This window comes from Streptomyces sp. NPDC041713 (assembly GCF_055591085.1).
In genome coordinates this window covers 89,695-109,055 of the sequence record NZ_JBVIZY010000001.1, presented here as the reverse complement: position 1 = coordinate 109,055, position 19,361 = coordinate 89,695, and the positions used below count along the sequence as shown (strand labels likewise).

Sequence of the window (19,361 nt, the reverse complement as noted above, 5' to 3'; positions counted from 1 at the left end):
TACGACACATGAGAGGGCCCCCGAGCTGCTGCTCGGGGGCCCTCTCATGTGTCGGGGCGACCGCTCGCGGTGCCGGGCGCCTTCCCTCGGGAGACGCCACAGCACACGCCGAGCGCGCGACGCCGTCTAGAACGGTTCGAAGTCGTCGTACTCGCGCTGCGCCTCGTCGCGCTCCGCCTCGCGGTCCTTGCGGCGCTGCGCGGCGGGCCGGGGCGCCTCCAGGCGGTGGTCCTCGCCGCGGCGGCCCAGCATCTCGGCGCCGGCCATCATCGTCGGCTCCCAGTCGAAGACGACCGCGTTCTCCTCCGGACCGATGGCCACGCCGTCGCCGTTGCGGGCGCCGGCCTTCATCAGCTCGTCCTCGACGCCGAGGCGGTTGAGGCGGTCCGCGAGGTAGCCGACGGCCTCGTCGTTGTTGAAGTCGGTCTGGCGGATCCAGCACTCCGGCTTCTCACCGCGCACGCGGTACAGCGGCTCGCCGTCGACCTCCTCGCGGGTGACCGTGAAGCCGCTGTCGTCGACGGCCTTGGGCCGGATGACGATGCGGGTCGCCTCCTCCTTCGGCTTCGCCGCACGCGCCTCCGCGACCAGCTCGGCGAGGGCGAAGGAGAGCTCCTTGAGGCCCTTGTGCGCGACGGCGGAGACCTCGAAGACGCGGTAGCCGCGCTCCTCCAGGTCGGGCCGGACCAGGTCGGCGAGGTCCTGGCCGTCCGGGATGTCGATCTTGTTGAGCACAACGATGCGGGGGCGCTTCTCCAGGCCCGCGCCGTACTCCCGCAGCTCGGCCTCGATGACGTCGAGGTCGGAGACGGGGTCGCGGTCGGACTCCAGGGTCGCCGTGTCCAGGACGTGCACGAGCACGCTGCACCGCTCGACGTGGCGCAGGAACTCCAGGCCGAGGCCGCGGCCCTGGCTGGCGCCGGGGATGAGGCCGGGCACGTCGGCGACGGTGTAGACGGTCGAGCCCGCCGTCACCACGCCGAGGTTGGGGACGAGCGTCGTGAACGGGTAGTCCGCGATCTTCGGCTTCGCCGCGCTCAGCACGGAGATCAGCGAGGACTTGCCGGCGCTCGGGTAGCCCACCAGGGCCACGTCGGCGACGGTCTTGAGCTCCAGGACGACGTCCCGCTCCTCGCCCGGCACGCCGAGCAGCGCGAAGCCGGGGGCCTTGCGCCGCGCGGAGGCCAGCGCGGCGTTGCCGAGGCCGCCGCGGCCGCCCTGGCCCGCGACGAAGGTGGTGCCCTGGCCGACCATGTCGGCGAGGACGTTGCCGTCCCGGTCCATGACGACGGTGCCGTCCGGTACGGGCAGGACCAGGTCCTGGCCGTCCTTGCCGGAGCGGTTGTCGCCGGCGCCGGGCTGGCCGTTGGTGGCCTTGCGGTGCGGGCTGTGGTGGTAGTCGAGGAGCGTGGTGACGTCCTGGTCGACGACCAGGATCACGTCACCGCCACGGCCGCCGTTGCCGCCGTCCGGGCCGCCGAGCGGCTTGAACTTCTCACGGTGAACGGAGGCACAGCCGTGGCCCCCGTTACCCGCGGCGGCATGCAGCTCGACGCGGTCCACGAAGGTGGTCATGGTTTGGTGCCTCCTGGGGGTCCCCCCACGCCGTCTAGGCAGAGGGGCGTACGGAAATGTCTTACGTCTAACACGCGAAAGGCGGACCCGCTTCCCGGTACACCGGGAAGAGAGGTCCGCCCTCGCAGAACTCGCTCGACGAGCGACTGGTCAGTCAGTGAAGACGGACTCAGGCGACCGGAACGATGTTCACGACCTTGCGGCCGCGGTGGGTACCGAACTCCACCGCACCGGCGTCCAGCGCGAACAGGGTGTCGTCCTTGCCGCGGCCGACGCCCGAGCCCGGGTGGAAGTGGGTGCCGCGCTGGCGGACCAGGATCTCACCGGCGTTGACGGTCTGACCGCCGAAGCGCTTCACGCCGAGCCGCTGAGCATTGGAATCGCGCCCGTTCCGAGTGGACGATGCGCCCTTCTTGTGTGCCATCTTGTCTCAGTCCCTTACTTCGCAGCCGTGGGGATACCGGTGATCTTGATCGCCGTGTACTGCTGACGGTGACCCTGACGACGGCGGTAGCCGGTCTTGTTCTTGTAGCGAAGGATGTCGATCTTCGCGCCCTTGTGGTGGTCCACGACCTCGGCCTGGACCTTGATGCCGGCCAGCACCCACGGGTCGCTCGTCACGGCGTCGCCGTCGACAACGAGCAGGGTCGAGAGCTCGACCGTGTCGCCAACCTTGGCAGTGGAAATCTTGTCAACCTCAACGATGTCGTCGACAGCAACCTTGTGCTGGCGACCACCGCTGCGCACGATGGCGTACACGCGGATCTCTCTCTCGCTCGGAACGGTGCCCCCGCAGTCCAGCCGCCTGCTCGAAGAGCGGAACGGCCTCTCTCCCGGAACGGGCCGACACGGCCCGGACCACGAGAGGAAAAAGGTTTACAGGGGGTGGCGGTGCATAGGAACACGCCGACGGTCAAGGTTACGGGGCCCACCCGGAAGGGTCAAACCGGCCCCGTCCCTCCTCCGTCCCCGGACGGCCCGGGTCACCTGACGGTGGGCTCGCCGTCCGGCGGCAGCGGCTTGACGCCCTTGCACAGATCCGTCTTGTCGGCGCTGCCCGGCCAGGCCACCGCCCGGGTCCGGTCGAAGTGCGAGCGGTACGTGTCGTGCACCGAGTCGTCGTCGATCTTGACGATCGCCTCGTCGTTCTCGCGCAGCGCGGGCGCCGTGTAGTTCTGCGAGCCGGTGAAGGACATCTTGTTCCGCTTGCCGTCGTACATGCCGTCGATGAGCAGGTACTTCGAGTGGATGATGTAGGGCGTCGTGAGCGGGGTGCCGGGGTGCAGCGGGTCCCGGTCGTCGTTGAAGCAGCGCACCGAGGGGCCGCCCGACGTGTGCAGCTGCTCCCAGGTGCCCGGGGTGCCGCCCTGGCTCTTGGCGCTGTCGGTCTCCGCGTACAGGATGCTCACCGAGCAGCCCGCCTTCTTCAGGGAGACGAGCTTGTCGGCGATCTGCTTGCGGGTGATCTTGAAGATCGCGGCGCGGACCTGGGTGTGCTTCGTGGCGCCGGTCGCGTCCTTGTACGTGCACTGCACGTTGTTCAGGACCGAGTACATGGTGTCGGTCTCGTTGACCGTGCCGTTGCGCGGGAAGAAGTACGACTTGTAGCGGCCGCTGCTGACCGTGCGGTAGTCCCAGTCCTGCCAGCGCTTGCCGACCATGTCCGTGAAGTACTCCGCGTACGCGTCGTACATGGCGGGGTTGTCCGGCAGCAGCAGCGCGTCGTTGTAGAACTTCGTGTGCGCCGACGGCGTCGAGTTCGACGTGGTCTGCACGACCACGTCCCTGGCGCCCTCGACCTCGGAGAACAGCCAGAACTTGTTGTGCATGATCGACTTGCCGTACGCCGGGTTGCCCAGGCAGGACTTGTCGGTCGGGCAGAGCGAGACGAACGACGACTTGGTCGTGTTGGTGCCGAGCGCCGTCCTCAGCTCGTTGTACGAGGTGTTCGTCGGCCGGTCCGTCTTGCTGGTGGAGTCCAGCAGGATCTGCACGTGCACGCCGCGGTTCTTGGCGTCGATCAGCGCGTCGACGACGGTGGCCTCCCACACGTGGTAGACCGCGACCTTGATCGTCGAGCCGGGCACCGCGGAGTTGGTCAGCTCGACCAGCCGGGTGCGGACCGCGTACTGCTCGTCGACGGAGCCCTTGGGGTCGTTGAAGATCGGCCCCTCGGTCCAGGTGGGCCCGGTGTCCGCCGACGCGGTCCCCACGGAGCCCGCGGCCTGGATGCCCGCCGCGGAGAGCACCGTGGCCAGGGCCACGGCCTGGCGGCCGCCCTTGACCGGTTTCACGGCACGGTGTCGTCCCGTGCCTCGCAGGCGCGCGTGCGCCATCTGTCATCCCTCCCCTGACGCGACGCGCGGTCTCCCCAACCGCACGTTCACGTCGCTGTTCACTTATCAGACCGCATGAGTTTTACAGGTATCCCCCGGCACTCCAAGGGAGGGGGCCCCACTTCACGCTTTCGTGCAGCGGAACCCGTTTTTCCGGACAAGCCCCGTACGGGCCCCTACAGACCGGTGCCCCCTGCCCCGCACGGATGCGGAACAGGGGGCACCGGGCCGTGAAGGTCAGCCCTCGTCGCCCGCTCCGGCGGAGACACCGGACGGCGACTGCTCCGCCGCCGCGGTCTTCTTCGCCGTCGCCTTCGACGTCTTCTTGGCCGTCGTCTTCTTGGCGGCCGTCTTCTTGGCCGCGGTCTTCTTGGCGGCCGTCTTCTTCGCCGGCGCCTTCTTGGCGGCCTTGCGCGCCGTCTTCTTGGCCGGGGCGGCCTCCGCGGCGGGTGCCTCGGCCTCCGTCCCGGTCTGCTCGACGGGCTGGTCCGCGGGCTTCTCCGCTGCCTTCTCCGCGGGCTTCTCCGCCGACGGGACGACCATGACGGCCGCCTCCGCGGAGGCGGTCGGCGCGGTGGCCTTGCGGACCGCACGGCGGCGCGGGCGCGGCGGCGCGGCGTCGGCGGCGGGCGCCTCGGCCACGGGCTCGGCCACCGGCTCGGCGACCTGCTCCGCCTTGGGCGTCTCCGCCACGACCACCTCGGCGGCCTCGGGCGCGGTGCCCTCGGCGGCCTTCGGCGAACCGGCCGGCGACGTCGCCTTGCGGACCGCACGACGGCGCGTACGTCCCTTGGGCGCGGCGTCGTCCTGCGCGGGGGCCTCGGCGACCTCGGCGTGTGCCTCCTGGGCCGCCTCGACGGCCTGGGGGGAGCCCACCATCGGGTCCTCGACGGCCGGGGCCTCGGTGCGTGCGACGTCGGACTCGACGACCGGGACCTCGGCGGCCTCGGCCTCCGCCCTGGCGGCGCGCTCGGCCTTCTCGGCCGCCTTCTCCGCGGCCCTGGAGCGACGTCCCGACTTCTTCGCCGACGCCTTCGGGGCGTCCGGCTGGGCGTCCTCCGCCTGCGGGGCCTCCTCGGGAGCGGACTCCGCGCGGGGAGCGCCCGCCGGAGCCGACGCGCGCCGGGTCGCACGGCGCCGCGAACGGCCACCGCGCGAAGCGGCCGCCTCGGCCTCGGCCGCGCTGCTGTACAGCTCCTCGTCGGGGACGAACTCAGGCGCGGGCAGCGCCACCGGGGCGGCGACCTCGGCCTCGACCTCGGCCGCGGTCTCGGTGCCCTCGGCGGCGTCGTCCGTCTCGTGCTCGTGGGTGTGGTCGTGACCGTGGTCCTGCTGGTCACCGCCGCGCCCGCGCTTCTTGCGCTTGCCGCCGCCACCGGCGGAGGACGGCTGCTCCATGTGCACGATGACGCCGCGGCCGTTGCAGTGCACGCAGGTCTCGGAGAAGGACTCCAGGAGACCCTGGCCGACCCGCTTGCGGGTCATCTGGACCAGGCCCAGCGAGGTGACCTCGGCGACCTGGTGCTTCGTACGGTCCCGCCCGAGGCATTCGAGCAGGCGCCGCAGGACCAGGTCCCTGTTGGACTCCAGGACCATGTCGATGAAGTCGATGACGACGATGCCGCCCAGGTCGCGCAGCCGCAGCTGGCGCACGATCTCCTCGGCCGCCTCGAGGTTGTTCCTCGTGACGGTCTCCTCGAGGTTGCCGCCCTGGCCGGTGAACTTGCCGGTGTTGACGTCGACGACGATCATCGCCTCGGTCTTGTCGATCACCAGCGAACCACCGCTCGGCAGCCAGACCTTGCGGTCCAGCGCCTTGGCGAGCTGCTCGTCGATCCGGTACGTCGCAAAGACGTCGACCTCGGAGGTCCACCGCGAGAGCCGGTCGGCCAGGTCGGGCGCCACGTGCGAGACGTAGCCGTGGATGGTCTGCCACGCCTCGTCGCCGCTGACGACGACCTTGGAGAAGTCCTCGTTGAAGATGTCGCGGACCACCCGGACGGTCATGTCCGGCTCCCCGTACAGCAGGCTCGGGGAGCTGGTGGTGGACATCTTGGCCTTCTTCTGGATGTCCTCCCACTGGCCCTGGAGCCGCTCGACGTCACGGCGCAGCTCGTCCTCGCTCGCGCCCTCGGCCGCGGTGCGCACGATGACGCCGGCGTCCTCGGGGACGATCTTCTTGAGGATCGTCTTCAGACGCGCGCGCTCGGTGTCGGGCAGCTTGCGGCTGATCCCGGTCATCGAGCCCTCGGGCACGTACACGAGGTAGCGGCCCGGCAGGGAGACCTGGCTGGTCAGGCGGGCGCCCTTGTGGCCGATCGGGTCCTTGGTGACCTGTACGAGGACCGACTGGCCGGACTTCAGGGCGGACTCGATGCGGCGGGGGCCGTTGGCCATCCCGAGCGCCTCGAAGTTGACCTCACCGGCGTACAGGACGGCGTTGCGGCCCTTGCCGATGTCGATGAAGGCGGCCTCCATGGACGGCAGCACGTTCTGGACCTTGCCCAGGTAGACGTTGCCGACGTACGAGGTGGCCTGCTCCTTGTTGACGTAGTGCTCGACGAGCACGTTGTCCTCGAGGACGCCGATCTGGGTGCGCTCGCCGTTCTGGCGGACGACCATGACGCGCTCGACGGCCTCGCGGCGGGCCAGGAACTCGGCCTCCGTGATGATCGGCACGCGGCGGCGGCCCTGCTCGCGGCCCTCGCGGCGGCGCTGCTTCTTGGCCTCCAGGCGGGTCGAGCCCTTGATGGACTGGACCTCGTCGGCGCCGGTGCCGAGCTCGCGCTCTTCCTTCTTGCGCGGCTCGCGGACCTTGACGACCGTACGCTCCGGGTCGCCGTCGCCCGGCTCGCCCTCGGCGGAGTCACCGGCGCGGCGACGGCGGCGGCGCCGGCGACGGCTGCTGCTGGAGCCGGAGCCGCCCGACTCCGACGCCGACTCGTCGTCCTCGGAGTCGTCCTCGGTCTGCTCGGCGGCGGAGCCGTCCTCGTCGGCGTGGTCCGCCTCGTCGGCGGCGGTGTCCTCGGACTCGCCCGAGGCGTCGTTCTGCTCGCCGTCCTGGTCGGCGGAGTCACCGCGGCGGCGGCGACGGCCGCCACGACGACGGCGGCGGCCCTGGCGCTCGCCGGACTCCTCCGTGTCGGTGTCCGTGTCCTCGTCGCCCTGCTCGCTGGTCTCGGCGGCGGCCTCGTCGTCGGCCGGCCGCTGCTCGGCGGCCTTGACGGGCTCGCGCTCCTCGGCGGCCGCGGGCTGCTCGTCGGCGGCGCGACGGCGGCGGCGACGGCGCGGGGTCTGCTCCTCCTCCGCCACGGGGGCGGCGGGCTCGGCGGGCTCCGGCTCGGCGGCCTCGGCGGCGGCCGCCGCCGCGGCGCGCTCCGGGGTCTGGAACATCGGCTCGGCGAAGACCGGGGCCTGGAAGACGGCGACGGCCGGACGGGCGGGCTTGCGGCCGTCCTCGCCGGACTCGTCACCTGCGGCCTGGGCCTTGCGGGCCTTGTGTCCCGCCGGGGCCGAGAATCCGGCGGCGGCGGTCTTGCGGGTGGCGCGGCGGCGGCGCGGGGCCGGGGCCTCGGTCTCGGCGGCGGGCTCCTCGACGGGGGCCTGCTGCTCGGCGACCGGCTCCTGGGCCTTCTTCGCGGCCTTCGCGGCCTTCGGGGCCTGCTCGTCGGCGGCTGCCTTCGGCTCGCCCGCGGGGGCGGACGCGCCGCGGGTGGCGCGGCGGCGGGCGCGGCGCGGGGCGGGCTCGTCGGCGACCGGCTCGGGCTCGGCCGCGGTCATGTTCTCGACCTCGGTCCTGGCCTCGGCGGCCTCCTCGACGGCGGCCGTCGCCTCGACGGCGGTGCCCTGCGGGGCACCGGCCGGTGCGGAGGCGCGACGGGTCGCGCGGCGGCGGGCACGGGGCGCGGGAGCGGCCTCCGGCTCGGCCTCGGTCTCGGCGGGCGCTTCGGCCGCGGCGGGGGCGGGGGTCTCGGCGGGGGCCGGGGTCTCGGCGGGCTCCGTCACCTGCGCGGCGGCGCCCTGCGGGGCACCGGCGGGGGCGGAGGCGCGACGGGTCGCGCGGCGGCGGGCGCGGGGCGCGGGAGCGGGCTCCGGCTCGGTGACCGGAGCCTCGGTGGCCGCGGCCGCCTCTTCGGTCTCCTCGACCTCGTCGGCGTCGACGGCGTCCTGGGGGGCGGGGGTGGCCGGTATGGCCGGAGCCGCGGCTTCGGCGGCGCCCGTGGGCGGGCCCGCGGGACGCGACGCGGCGCGGCGCCTGCGGCGCGGCGGCAGGGTGTCGCTGGGGGTGTCGTTCTGCGAGCCCTCAGTGGGGTCGTTCGGCTCAAGCATGCGGGCGGTTCTCCCGTCACGCTCCCGGGCGCCGCGCCTGGTCCGGTGATGTCCGCGGCTCGCGCTGTGTGCGCGGGGCCGCCATCCGGGGGCGTGGGCGCCGCACGGGAGCTCTCTGTCTTGTCTCGCCGGTTCCGTACGCCCAAATGCGGACGGCCTGGCGAAAGTCTCGGTCAGTGCGCTGCCCGACCCAGGTGGCTCCCGAGTACGAGGGCTGCGCGGTGACGTACGTCCTTAACGGGGGCCTTCCGGCGCCGGCGCCTTCGCGGCGGCAGTTACGGCGGCCGTGGTTGATGCGGCCGTGACTGCCTCGCGGTCGGGCGCGAGCGGGTCGGTCACCGTGCCGGTCTCTTCATCGAAAAGCCCCTGCGCCAGCCTGGTCACCGCTGCGGGGACCGGCGGCGCCAGGTCGGCCACGGCTCGGAGACCGGACAGGACGTCGTCAGGTCGTACGGCAGGTGTCACGTGCCGAACAACCAGCCGCAGTATCGCACAGGGCTTGTCGGTCGGCCTATCGGCGTCGGCGGCGATCGGCGCTCCGTCGGTGCCCGGGGCCTGGCTGTCGGTGACCGGGACCAGGCTCACGACGGCCTCGCGCGCGTCGAAGGTGCGCATGCCGTTCTTGGTGCGGCGCTGGACCTCGACCTGCTCGGCGGCCGTGAACAGCTCTGCGGCACGCCGGGCCTCGGCGGGTTCCACACCGTCCAGACGCAGTTCCCAGACGGACGCCGTCAGCCGGTCGGCGAGGCCCGAGGTGTGGGACTCGACGGCGTCGACGATGTCGAGGCCGGTGGGCATCGACTCGTCGAGGAGCTCACGGAGCTTGTCCGGGTCGCGCGGCGCGGTGAGCGCGATCTCCAGGTACTCCGCCTCACTGCCCGTGCCGGTGGGTGCGGCATTGGCGTACGACACCTTCGGGTGCGGGGTGAACCCCGCCGAGTACGCCATGGGCACCTCGGCGCGGCGCAGCGCCCGCTCGAAGGCGCGCTGGAAGTCACGGTGGCTGGTGAACCGGAGGCGGCCGCGCTTGGTGTAGCGCAGGCGGATGCGCTGCACCGCGGGTGCGGGCGGCGGGCCTACGGGCTGTCGCTTGCCCAGTGTCGCTCAGTCCTTCGTGAGTGCGGTCGTACTGCTACCTAGAGTACGTGCCTGCGGCGTGTCAGGTTCCCGCCGGGCCACCGGAACGGGTGCGGGCTCGCCGGGCGCCGCCGCCACCGGCACGGGTTCCTTCGGTGCTCCGAAGAGCATCCGGCGTACGTCGGCGCGGGCCTGGCGCACGCTCTGCCGGGCCGTGGCGAGGGCCTGCCGCGTGGTGCGGCCGACGCTGCGGGCGGCCTCGGCGGCGGGGCGCCACACCGCGTCGCGGACGACGTGCCCGAGGGGCGTGAGCACCGAGCGGTACGCCCAGCGCACCGGCTCGACGAAGATCCACCGAAGGAGTCTGCCGAGGAAGCGGCCGACGACGAGGGAGATGTGCCCGGCGACGCGCCAGGCGTGGCCGAGCGCGTCGATGACCTCGCGGGCGACGACGGCGATCGCCCGGCCGACGGGGGCGAGCACCCACCGCCACAGGGCGACCGCGGGGACGACGAGGATCCAGCGGCACAGTGTCGTGACGACGGTCCCCAGGCCGCGCGCCAGCAGGGCGACGCCCGCGCCGATCCCGCGCGCCAGCCAGGCGATCCCGCGCGCCACCCAGGCGATGCCGTGCCCGATGGGCGTCAGCACGCGCGCGTACAGCCACACTGCCGGGATCACGAGCAACACCCGTCCCAGCCAGGCCAGTCCGAGCCCGACCGGGACGACCACGTACCGCCACAGGCCCACCCACGGCCAGACGAAGAGGGCCTTGAAGAGCCAGACCAGGGCGCGCCCCACACCGCGCCCCGCCACCACGGCCCCGGCGCCGATCCCCCGGGCGAGCCAGGCGATGCCGTGCCCGATGGGCGTCAGCACATGCGCGTACAGCCACACCGCGGGGACCACGAGCAGCATCCGCCCCAGCCAGGCGATGCCCGCGCCGATGCCGAGCACCACGGCCGTGGTCCCCCGCCCCAGCAGGCCGATGCCGGCACCGATTCCGCGCGCCACCCAGGCGATGCCGTGCCCGATCGGCGTCAGCACGCGCGCGTACAGCCACGTCAGGGGGACGACGAGCAGGACGTGGCCCAGCCAGGCGAGGCCCTTGCCGACCGGCACGAGCGCATACCGCCACAGGCCCACCCAGGGCCAGACGAAGACCGACTTGAACAACCAGGTCAGCACGGTGGTGACGGCGCGTCCGGCCGGGCGCAGGGCCTTGAGCCACAGGAAGCGGCCGCACACGGCGAGCGCGTCCCACACCAGGCGCACGGGCACGACGAGCACGAGCACCACGATCCGCACCGGGACGCGGATCGCGACGGCGAGGCAGCCCTCGGCCTGCGGCGGGGGTGCCGCGGGCGGCCGCGCGGCCACCGGCTCGGCGGGCTGCTGCGGCTGAGGCCGCTTTTCCAGGTCCATGGTGTCCTAGACGCGCGGGGCGCCGGTTCGGATCCGGGCGGTACTGATCCAGTACCGCAGTTTGCCGCCCCGCTCGTCCTCGAACGTGCCGCCGGCCGCCTCGATGACCTTGCGCGAACCGGTGTTGTCGGTGTCGCAGGTCACCAGGACGGATTCCAGGCCGAGTTCGGCGGCGTACGGGAGGCAGCCGCGCAGCATGTCGGTGGCGTGCCCGCGACGGCGTGCGGTGGGGCGCACGTCGTAGCCGATGTGGCCGCCGTACTCGCGCAGGAAGCGGGTGCCGATGGTGTGCCGGACGGTGAGCCGCCCGAAGTAGTCGGCCCCGTCGACGTACCAGAGGGTGGTGACGGGGACGGAGTGCGGCCCCGCGGGGTAGGCGGCGGCACGCACCTCGGCGACGTACGACGCGAAGACGGCCCGGTCACGCCAGCGGCCCCCGTAGCGGCGCAGGGTACTGCCGAACGCCGTGTCGTCGTCGGGCCCGCCCTGCCCCTCGGCCCGGAGCTCCTGCACAGCGGCGAGGTAGGAGCGGTGCACCCGGACGGTGGGCAGGACGAGATGCGGCATCCGCTCGCGCCGAAGCGCTACTTGACGACCGTCAGCGGCAGAAGCTTCTTGCCGGTCGGGCCGATCTGGATGTGGGTGTCCACCTGCGCTCATACGGACACGGCCCCAGACCCCGCCCTCCGGTCGCTCGACATGAGGGAATCGTACGTGGCGCCCCCGCACCCCGGCCGACCGCGCCTGCCGCAGAACACTGCGGCTCCCCCCGCCGCCTCAGATCTTGCTCAGAAGATCCACCCAGTGATCGACTGCAAGCACCGAGTAACTGTACGTTTCTCCCGACCCGCCTGACCAGGCGAAAATTGCACGAGGGGGACTCATGCGCAGCGCCAAGCCGCCTACCAGGTCGACCGGTTGGCGGTTCTGGAGCACGGGCTCATGAGCGTCCGTCCGCAGCGGGTGGCGTCCGCACTGCTTGTCTGTGCCGCGCTGTCCCTCACGTTGGTGACCGGGTGCACGGGCGACTCCGACGGGTCGGATGAGCCGGCCGGGAAGACGCGTCCGACGGCCGGCAAAACCGCACCGGCCCACGACGAGCAGAAGTTGGGCCGGCGGGTGAAGGAAGCGCTGGGTACGGAGACGATCGACGACAGCGATCCTTCGTTCGTCGAAGCCGGCCTGGAGCGCGTCAGTGATGGCCTTCATGCCCGGCCGGAGCTGGCCAAGGGGACCGCGTACGAGGTGGCGGTCGCGTGTGCGGGGACGGGGAGGATCAGCCTCTCGGTCCGAGGAGTCCGCGGAGGCGGACCCGCCCGGCGAACCGTGGAGTGTGACGGTGTCCCGGCCACCCGGCGGACCGTGGGGACACCGGGACAGCTGGAGATCGACGCCGAGCGGCTGTCCGGCGCCACCGGCATGGTCGGCTGGCGGATCAGCAAGGCCCAGAAGTAGACGGCGCTTGTTGCGCGACGAACGTGCCGGGGACGGTGCGGTGCCCCCGTCCCCGGTACGTCCCGCCAAGGGGCGGGAAGTCGCTACTTGACGACCGTCAGCGGCAGGAGTTTCTTGCCGGTCGGGCCGATCTGGATGTGGGTGTCCATCTGGGGGCACACGCCGCAGTCGAAGCACGGGGTCCAGCGGCAGTCCTCGACCTCGGTCTCGTCCAGGGAGTCCTGCCAGTCCTCCCAGAGCCAGTCCTTGTCGAGGCCGGAGTCCAGGTGGTCCCAGGGCAGGACCTCCTCGTAGCCGCGCTCGCGCGTGGTGTACCAGTCGACGTCGACGCCCACCTCGGGCAGCGTCTTCTCGGCGCAGCGCATCCAGCGCTCGTAGCTGAAGTGCTCGCGCCAGCCGTCGAAGCGGCCGCCCTCCTCGTAGACCGCGCGGATGACGGCGCCGACGCGGCGGTCGCCGCGGGAGAGCAGGCCCTCGACGATGCCGGGCTTGCCGTCGTGGTAGCGGAAGCCGATCGAGCGACCGTACTTCTTGTCGCCGCGGATCTTGTCGCGGAGCTTCTCCAGGCGGGCGTCGGTCTCCTCGGCGGAGAGCTGCGGCGCCCACTGGAAGGGGGTGTGTGGCTTGGGCACGAAGCCGCCGATGGAGACCGTGCAGCGGATGTCGTTGGAGCCGGAGACCTCGCGGCCCTTCTGGATGACGTTCATCGCCATGTCGGCGATCTGCAGCACGTCGTCGTCGGTCTCGGTGGGCAGGCCGCACATGAAGTACAGCTTCACCTGGCGCCAGCCGTTGCCGTACGCCGTCGCGACGGTGCGGATGAGGTCTTCCTCGGACACCATCTTGTTGATGACCTTGCGCATGCGCTCGGAGCCGCCCTCGGGGGCGAAGGTCAGGCCCGACCTGCGGCCGTTCCTGGTGAGCTCGTTGGCGAGGTCCACGTTGAAGGCGTCGACGCGGGTCGAGGGGAGGGACAGGCCGATCTTGTCCTCCTCGTACCGGTCGGCGAGGCCCTTGGCGACGTCGGCGATCTCGCTGTGGTCGGCGGAGGAGAGCGAGAGCAGGCCGACCTCCTCGAAACCGGTGGCCTTCAGGCCCTTCTCGACCATGTCGCCGATGCCGGTGATGCTTCGCTCCCGCACGGGGCGCGTGATCATGCCGGCCTGGCAGAAGCGGCAGCCGCGGGTGCAGCCGCGGAAGATCTCCACGGACATCCGCTCGTGGACGGTCTCGGCGAGCGGGACGAGCGGCTGCTTGGGGTAGGGCCACTCGTCGAGGTCCATGACGGTGTGCTTGGACACGCGCCACGGCACGCCGCTGCGGTTGGGCACGACGCGGCCGATGCGGCCGTCCGGGAGGTACTCGACGTCGTAGAAGCCCGGGATGTACACCGAACCGGTGCGCGCGAGGCGGAAGAGGACCTCCTCGCGGCCGCCGGGGCGGCCCTCGGCCTTCCACTCCCGGATGATCGCGGTCATGTCGAGGACGGCCTGCTCGCCGTCGCCGATGATCGCGGCGTCGATGAACTCGGCGATCGGCTCGGGGTTGAAGGCCGCGTGGCCGCCGGCGAGCACGATCGGGTCGTCCAGCGTGCGGTCCTCGGCCGCCAGCGGAATGCCCGCGAGCTCCAGGGCGGCCAGCATGTTGGTGTAGCCCAGCTCCGTGGAGAAGCTGAGGCCGAAGACGTCGAAGGCGCCGACGGGGCGGTGCGAGTCGACCGTGAACTGGGGGACCCGGTGCTCGCGCATCAGGGCCTCCAGGTCCGGCCACACGCTGTAGGTGCGCTCGGCGAGCACGCCCTCGCGCTCGTTGAGGACCTCGTAGAGGATCTGGACGCCCTGGTTGGGCAGTCCGACCTCGTACGCGTCCGGGTACATGAGCGCCCAGCGGACGTCGCAGGAATCCCACTGCTTGACGGTGGAGTTCAGCTCACCGCCGACGTACTGGATGGGCTTCTGCACATGCGGGAGCAGAGCTTCGAGCTGTGGGAAGACCGACTCGGCAGACATCGCGAACCTTCATGAGCGGGCAGGGGTGACCATCAAGCGTACCCCGGCGTTCACTCGCCCAGCGCCGCCCGCACTTTCCGCCGGGACGCCTCGGCCCACACCGGTGGCAGCTCCCGCTGCCGGTCCGCGCCCGCCGCCTCCTCCTGCCCGTACAGAAGCCCCCAGGTGAAGGCGGACTCCCCCGCCATATGGGCTTGGATGGCGAGGGCCCGCAGCTCCTCGCGGGCGACCACGCTGTCCTGGTGGTCGCCGAGGACGCCCTGCACGGCCTTCATCCGTTCGGCGAACCGGCGGGCGGGCTTGCCGAGCGCCGGGACGGCGGACTCGCCGGCGTACCGGGCGCGCTTGGCGGCCTTGCGGGCGGCGTGCAGGGCGAGGTCGCGCTCGTGGCCCGGGGGCAGGGCGAGCGCGTGGTCGATACGGGCGGCGAGGCGCGCGTAGTCCTTGCGCGCCGCCTTGGGCAGCGCCTTGGCCGGCTTCTTCGCGGCGGCGGGGCGCAGCGGGGGCGCGGCGAGCAGCGCGTCGAGGGTCTCCAGGAGGGCGAGGTAGCGCTTGGACTCCAGGACGGCGACGGTGCGGCCGCGGGCGCCGGTGCGCCGGGCGACGTCCCAGACGCGCAGCCGTCCGCGCACCGGGCCCAGGAGCAGGGTGGCGGGCAGCGCGTCGACGCGGTCGGTGAGGCGCGCGGCCAGGACCTCCTGGTCGCGGGCGACGCCCAGCTCGCCCGCCAGCCACTTGAGCTCGTCGCCCACCGGATCGGTGACGGTGCGGTCGAGGATCTTCCGGTACGACTTGAAGGCGCTGCGCAGCCGGCGGGTGGCGACGCGCATCTGGTGCACGGCGTCGGGCAGGTCGCGGCGGACAGCGGGGTCGAGGGAGACGATCGCGTCGCACTGGGCGCGGAGGTAGCCGAGGACGTGGTCCCCCGCGCTGCCGGAGCCCGCGGCCGCGGCCGCGCGCACCGCTTCGGCGACGGCCTCCTTCTTGCCGGCCTTCTTGGCGCCCTTCTTGCCGCCGCCCACGGCGGTCTCGGTACGGGCCCGGCCGGGGTCGCCGTCCGGCGGGGCGGTCTCCGCGAGCGCCCTGGCCAGCTTGGACGGCGAGGCGGAGCGGCGGGCGCCCGCCTTCCTCAGCTTCTTCTCGACCTTGTCGAGGAGCGCGGGGTCGGCGCCGTCGGCGAGCTCCACCTCGGCCTCGGTCCACTCGGCGGTGCGGGTGCCGGTGTCGGTGCCGGTGTCAGTACCGGTGCCGGTATCGGTGGTGAGCCGTTCGGCGAGCACCCGGTCGACGGCGACCTCGGCGAGCAGGGTGCCGTCCGCGTCCACGAGGTGGCTCAGCGTCCGGGCGGACAGCAGCCGGACGACGGGGACGAGGTCGGCGCCGCGCACCCGGGAGCGCACGAGGCCGGCGAGGTCCGGGGGCACGGTGTCGGAGAGCGGCGCGTGGATCTCGTCGCGCACGCCGTCGGCGAGGGACACCGGCAGCTTCAGGTGCCAGCCCTCGTCGGCGCCGCCGGTGCGGCGCCGCAGGGTGACCGATCCGGCGGCCAGGCGCTGGTCGGCCGTGTCCCAGTAGACGGCGTCGAGTTCCACGACGCCTCTGTCGACGACGTCCGCGACCCCGGCCACACCGGTCAGGTCGGGCAGCGTCGCGTCCGCCCCGACGTCGTACTTCCGCTCGATCTCGCGCTTCGTCTCCGCCATGAATTGAATCTAGACGCGAAAGGGAGCGGCAAACATGGCCCGGACGGACCAGGGTCACTTCTAGGCCGACAGCGGCCGTTGCACCTTGATCGACTGGAGCAGGCCGACGGCCACCCAGACCGCGAACATCGACGAACCCCCGTAACTGACGAAGGGCAGCGGAAGGCCCGCGACCGGCATGATGCCGAGGGTCATCCCGATGTTCTCGAAGGACTGGAAGGCGAACCACGCGATGATCCCGGCGGCGACGATCGTGCCGTACAGCTCGGTCGTCTCGCGGGCGATGCGACACGCGCGCCACAGCACGACGCCGAGCAGCAGCAGGATCGCGCCCGCGCCCACGAAGCCGAGCTCCTCGCCCGCGACCGTGAAGACGAAGTCCGTCTGCTGTTCGGGGACGAACTGCCCGGTGGTCTGGGAGCCCTTGAACAGGCCGGTGCCGGTCAGACCGCCGGAGCCGATCGCGATGCGCGCCTGGTTGGTGTTGTAGCCGACGCCCGCCGGGTCGAGCGCGGGGTTGGCGAACGCCGCGAACCGGGCGATCTGGTAGTCGTCGAGGACGCCCAGCTGCCATATGGCGACGCCACCGGCGACGCCCGTGCCGAGCAGCCCGAACACCCAGCGGTTGGAGGCGCCCGAGGCGAGCAGCACGCCGAGCACGATCATCGCCATCACCATGACCGAACCGAGGTCGGGCATGAGCATCACGATCGCCACGGGCACGGCGGCGAGGCCGAGGGCCTGCAGCACGGTGCGGTGGCCGGGGATGTCCTTGTCGCCGGCGTCGACGCGGGCCGCGAGCAGCATCGCCATGCCCAGGATGATCGTGATCTTCACGAACTCGGACGGCTGCAGCGAGAAGCCGCCGCCGAGCACGATCCACGCGTGCGCGCCGTTGATCGTCGCGCCGAGCGGGGTGAGCACGAGCAGCACCAGGAAGACGGAGATGCCGTAGAGGATCGGCACGGCCGTGCGCAGCGTGCGGTGGCCGAGCCAGACGGTGCCGATCATCAGGGCGAAGCCGATGCCGGTGTTCAGGAGGTGCTTGAGCGCGAAGGAGTACGGGTCGTCGCCGACGAGCTCGGTGCGGTTGCGGGTCGCGGAGTAGACGAGGGCGGTGCCGATCCCGGAGAGCGCGATCGCCGCGAAGAGCATCGGCCAGTCGAGCCGGCGCACTATCGAGTCGCGGGCCAGCAGCCGCGAGACGCCGGAGCGCTCGGGTCCGTACCCGGAGACGGAGAAGCCGTTGCCGGTCATCAGTCCCGCCTCCACTTCTCGGCCGGGGGCCCGGCCAGCTGCTGCTCCTCGGCGGGCGGCTTGGGCGCCGCCGGCTTGTACGGCTTGATCTTCGGGGACTTGATGGAGCCGTCGGTCTCGATCTTCGGCAGCTTCTTCTGCGGCTCGGGCAGCAGCGCCTTCTTCGCGTCCTGCTTGCCCTCGTCGTCCAGGCCGTAGATCGCGTTGTAGATCTGCCGCACGGCGGGTCCCGACGCACCGGAACCCGTACCGCCCTGGGAGATCGTCATGACGATCGTGTAGTCCTTGGTGTACGTCGCGAACCACGAGGTGGTCTGCTTGCCGTAGACCTCGGCCGTACCGGTCTTGGCGTGCATCGGGATCTTCTTCTGCGGCCATCCCTGGAACCGCCAGGCCGCCGTGCCGCGCGTGGCGACGTCGGCGAGGGCACCGTCTATGTCCTTTTGCAGCGCGGCGTCCATCGGCAGCTTGCCGTGGGACGTGGGCGGGATCTCCTCGACCCGCTTGCCGTCGGCACTGACGATCGCCTTGCCGACGGTGGGGTCGTGCAGGGTGCCGCCGTTGGCGATGGCGGAGTAGATGGTGGCCATCTGGATCGGCGTGACGAGGGTGTCGCCCTGGCCGATGGAGTAGTTGACGGAGTCACCGGCGCGCATCTTCATGCCTTCGAGGCAGTTCTCGTAGGCGATGCGCTCGGCGTAGTCGCCGCCGGTCTTCTTGCCCTGCTTGCACCAGGCGTCCTTGTTGGCCTTCCAGTAGTCCTTCTTCCACTGGCGGTCGGGGACGCGTCCGGTGACCTCGTTGGGCAGGTCGATGCCGGTCTCCTTGCCGAGACCGAACTGGTGGGCGGTCTTGTAGAACCAGTCCTTGGGGTGCTTGGCCGGCTTGTTGCCGCCGTCCTTGTTCCACTGGTCGTGCGACAGCTTGTAGAAGACGGTGTCGCACGAGACCTCGAGGGCCTGGCCGAGGGTGATGTTGCCGTGGCCCTTGGACTCGTAGTTCTGGAAGGTCTGGCCGCCGATGGAGTACGAACTGGGGCACGGGTAGCGCCCGTTGAAGTCGTAGCCCGCGTTGACCGCCGCGGTGGTCGGGATGACCTTGAAGATCGAGCCGGGGGCGGCCTGGCCCTGGATGGCGCGGTTGAGCAGCGGGTAGTTGGACTGCTTGCCGGTGAGCCGGGCGTAGTCCTTGCCGGAGATGCCGCCGACCCAGGCGTTCGGGTCGTACGTCGGGTTGGACGCCATGGAGACGACGCGGCCGGTCTTGTTCTCCATGACGACGACGGCGCCCGCGTCGGCCTTGTAGTTCTCGCCGGTGTTCTTGTCGAACTCCTGGCGGGCCTTCTTCATCGCGTCGTTCAGCCAGTACTCGGAGACGGCCTGCACGCGCGCGTCGATGCTGGTGACCACATTGGCCCCGGGCTGGGCCTCGTCGGACTTGGCCTTGCCGATGACGCGGCCGAGGTTGTCGACCTCGTAGCGGGTGACGCCGGCCTTGCCGCGCAGCTGCTTGTCGTACGTGCGCTCCAGGCCGGAGCGGCCGACCATGTCGGAGCGCAGGAACGGCGAGTCGGTGTCCTTGGCCTTGTTGATCTCGTCGTCGGTGACGGGCGAGAGGTAGCCGAGCACCTGGGCGGTGTTGGACTTGCCGGGGGCCGCGTAGCGGCGGACGGCGGTGGGCTCGGCCGTGATGCCGGGGAAGTCCTCGGAGCGCTCGCGGATCTGCAGCGCCTGCTTGGGCGTGGCCTCGTCGGTGATCGGGATCGGCTGGTACGGCGAGCCGTTCCAGCAGGGCTGCGGCGTCTTGGCGTCGCAGAGCCGGACCTTGCCCTCGACCTCTTCGGGCTTCAGGTCGAGGACGTCGGCGAGCTTGGCGAGGACCGCCTTGCCGTCGTCCTTCATCTTCATCAGGTCGGTGCGGGACGCGGAGACGACCAGGCGGGTCTCGTTGTCGGCGATCGGCACGCCGCGGGCGTCCAGGATCGAGCCGCGCACGGCGGGCTGGACGACCTGCTGGACGTGGTTGCCGGAGGCCTCCTCGGCGTACTCGTCGCCGTTGCGGACCTGGAGGTACCAGAGGCGGCCGCCGAGGGTGAGCAGGAGGGAGAAGACGAGGATCTGGATGACGATGAGACGGATCTGGACGCGTGGGGTCCGTCCGGTCTCCGGAATGTTGGTCACTTCTCCCCTCCCCGG

General features: G+C 71.7%; 13 protein-coding genes. 1 reads left to right on the top strand and 12 read right to left on the bottom strand.

Annotated elements, in window-relative coordinates; translation table 11 throughout:
• Positions 1-126: 126 nt before the first annotated feature.
• The 8 genes from obgE to ACZ6CV_RS00425 all read right to left on the bottom strand — a co-directional run bounded on the left by obgE (position 127) and on the right by ACZ6CV_RS00425 (position 11,309).
• Positions 127-1,575, bottom strand: coding sequence for a GTPase ObgE (gene obgE, locus ACZ6CV_RS00460; protein ID WP_469248443.1), 1,449 nt, complete (start codon positions 1,573-1,575; stop codon positions 127-129).
• A gap of 169 nt (positions 1,576-1,744) precedes the next feature.
• Entirely contained in the window at positions 1,745-1,999 is a 255-nt protein-coding gene (gene rpmA / locus ACZ6CV_RS00455; RefSeq protein ID WP_030564037.1) for a 50S ribosomal protein L27, read from the bottom strand.
• A 14-nt stretch (positions 2,000-2,013) separates the two neighbouring features.
• Complete coding sequence (gene rplU, locus ACZ6CV_RS00450) at positions 2,014-2,334, bottom strand: 50S ribosomal protein L21 (RefSeq protein ID WP_055566950.1); 321 nt, start codon at positions 2,332-2,334, stop codon at positions 2,014-2,016.
• A 224-nt stretch (positions 2,335-2,558) separates the two neighbouring features.
• Positions 2,559-3,911 carry a phospholipase D-like domain-containing protein gene (locus ACZ6CV_RS00445; RefSeq protein WP_469248440.1) on the bottom strand — a complete coding sequence of 451 codons (1,353 nt, stop codon included), beginning with the start codon at positions 3,909-3,911 and terminating at the stop codon, positions 2,559-2,561.
• 237 nt (positions 3,912-4,148) lie between these two features.
• A complete protein-coding gene (locus ACZ6CV_RS00440) occupies positions 4,149-8,240 on the bottom strand; it encodes an Rne/Rng family ribonuclease (RefSeq protein ID WP_469248438.1) in 4,092 nt (1,363 codons plus the stop codon).
• Positions 8,241-8,474: 234 nt separating this feature from the next.
• The gene (locus ACZ6CV_RS00435) at positions 8,475-9,296 is read right to left on the bottom strand and encodes a TIGR03936 family radical SAM-associated protein (RefSeq protein WP_469248436.1); all 822 of its coding nucleotides are present in this window, start codon (positions 9,294-9,296) and stop codon (positions 8,475-8,477) included.
• A 48-nt stretch (positions 9,297-9,344) separates the two neighbouring features.
• The gene (locus tag ACZ6CV_RS00430) at positions 9,345-10,742 is read right to left on the bottom strand and encodes a hypothetical protein (protein ID WP_469248434.1); all 1,398 of its coding nucleotides are present in this window, start codon (positions 10,740-10,742) and stop codon (positions 9,345-9,347) included.
• 6 nt (positions 10,743-10,748) lie between these two features.
• Entirely contained in the window at positions 10,749-11,309 is a 561-nt protein-coding gene (locus tag ACZ6CV_RS00425; protein WP_469248432.1) for a GNAT family N-acetyltransferase, read from the bottom strand.
• A gap of 375 nt (positions 11,310-11,684) precedes the next feature.
• On the opposite strand from ACZ6CV_RS00425, the gene ACZ6CV_RS00420 reads away from it, so the two are divergent.
• On the top strand, positions 11,685-12,197 hold the full coding sequence (locus tag ACZ6CV_RS00420; protein WP_469248430.1) for a hypothetical protein: 513 nt from the start codon (positions 11,685-11,687) through the stop codon (positions 12,195-12,197).
• Positions 12,198-12,280: 83 nt separating this feature from the next.
• Here the strand turns inward: ACZ6CV_RS00420 and ACZ6CV_RS00415 are convergent, their stop codons facing one another.
• The 4 genes from ACZ6CV_RS00415 to mrdA are packed head-to-tail and all read right to left on the bottom strand — an operon-like array spanning position 12,281 to position 19,346.
• Entirely contained in the window at positions 12,281-14,206 is a 1,926-nt protein-coding gene (locus ACZ6CV_RS00415; RefSeq protein WP_469248428.1) for a TIGR03960 family B12-binding radical SAM protein, read from the bottom strand.
• Positions 14,207-14,256: 50 nt separating this feature from the next.
• On the bottom strand, positions 14,257-15,909 hold the full coding sequence (locus tag ACZ6CV_RS00410; protein WP_469248426.1) for a CYTH and CHAD domain-containing protein: 1,653 nt from the start codon (positions 15,907-15,909) through the stop codon (positions 14,257-14,259).
• A 60-nt stretch (positions 15,910-15,969) separates the two neighbouring features.
• Entirely contained in the window at positions 15,970-17,166 is a 1,197-nt protein-coding gene (rodA, locus tag ACZ6CV_RS00405) for a rod shape-determining protein RodA (protein WP_355808299.1), read from the bottom strand.
• Entirely contained in the window at positions 17,166-19,346 is a 2,181-nt protein-coding gene (mrdA, locus tag ACZ6CV_RS00400; RefSeq protein ID WP_469248424.1) for a penicillin-binding protein 2, read from the bottom strand. Before mrdA ends, rodA begins: the two co-directional genes overlap by 1 nt.
• Positions 19,347-19,361: the final 15 nt, after the last annotated feature.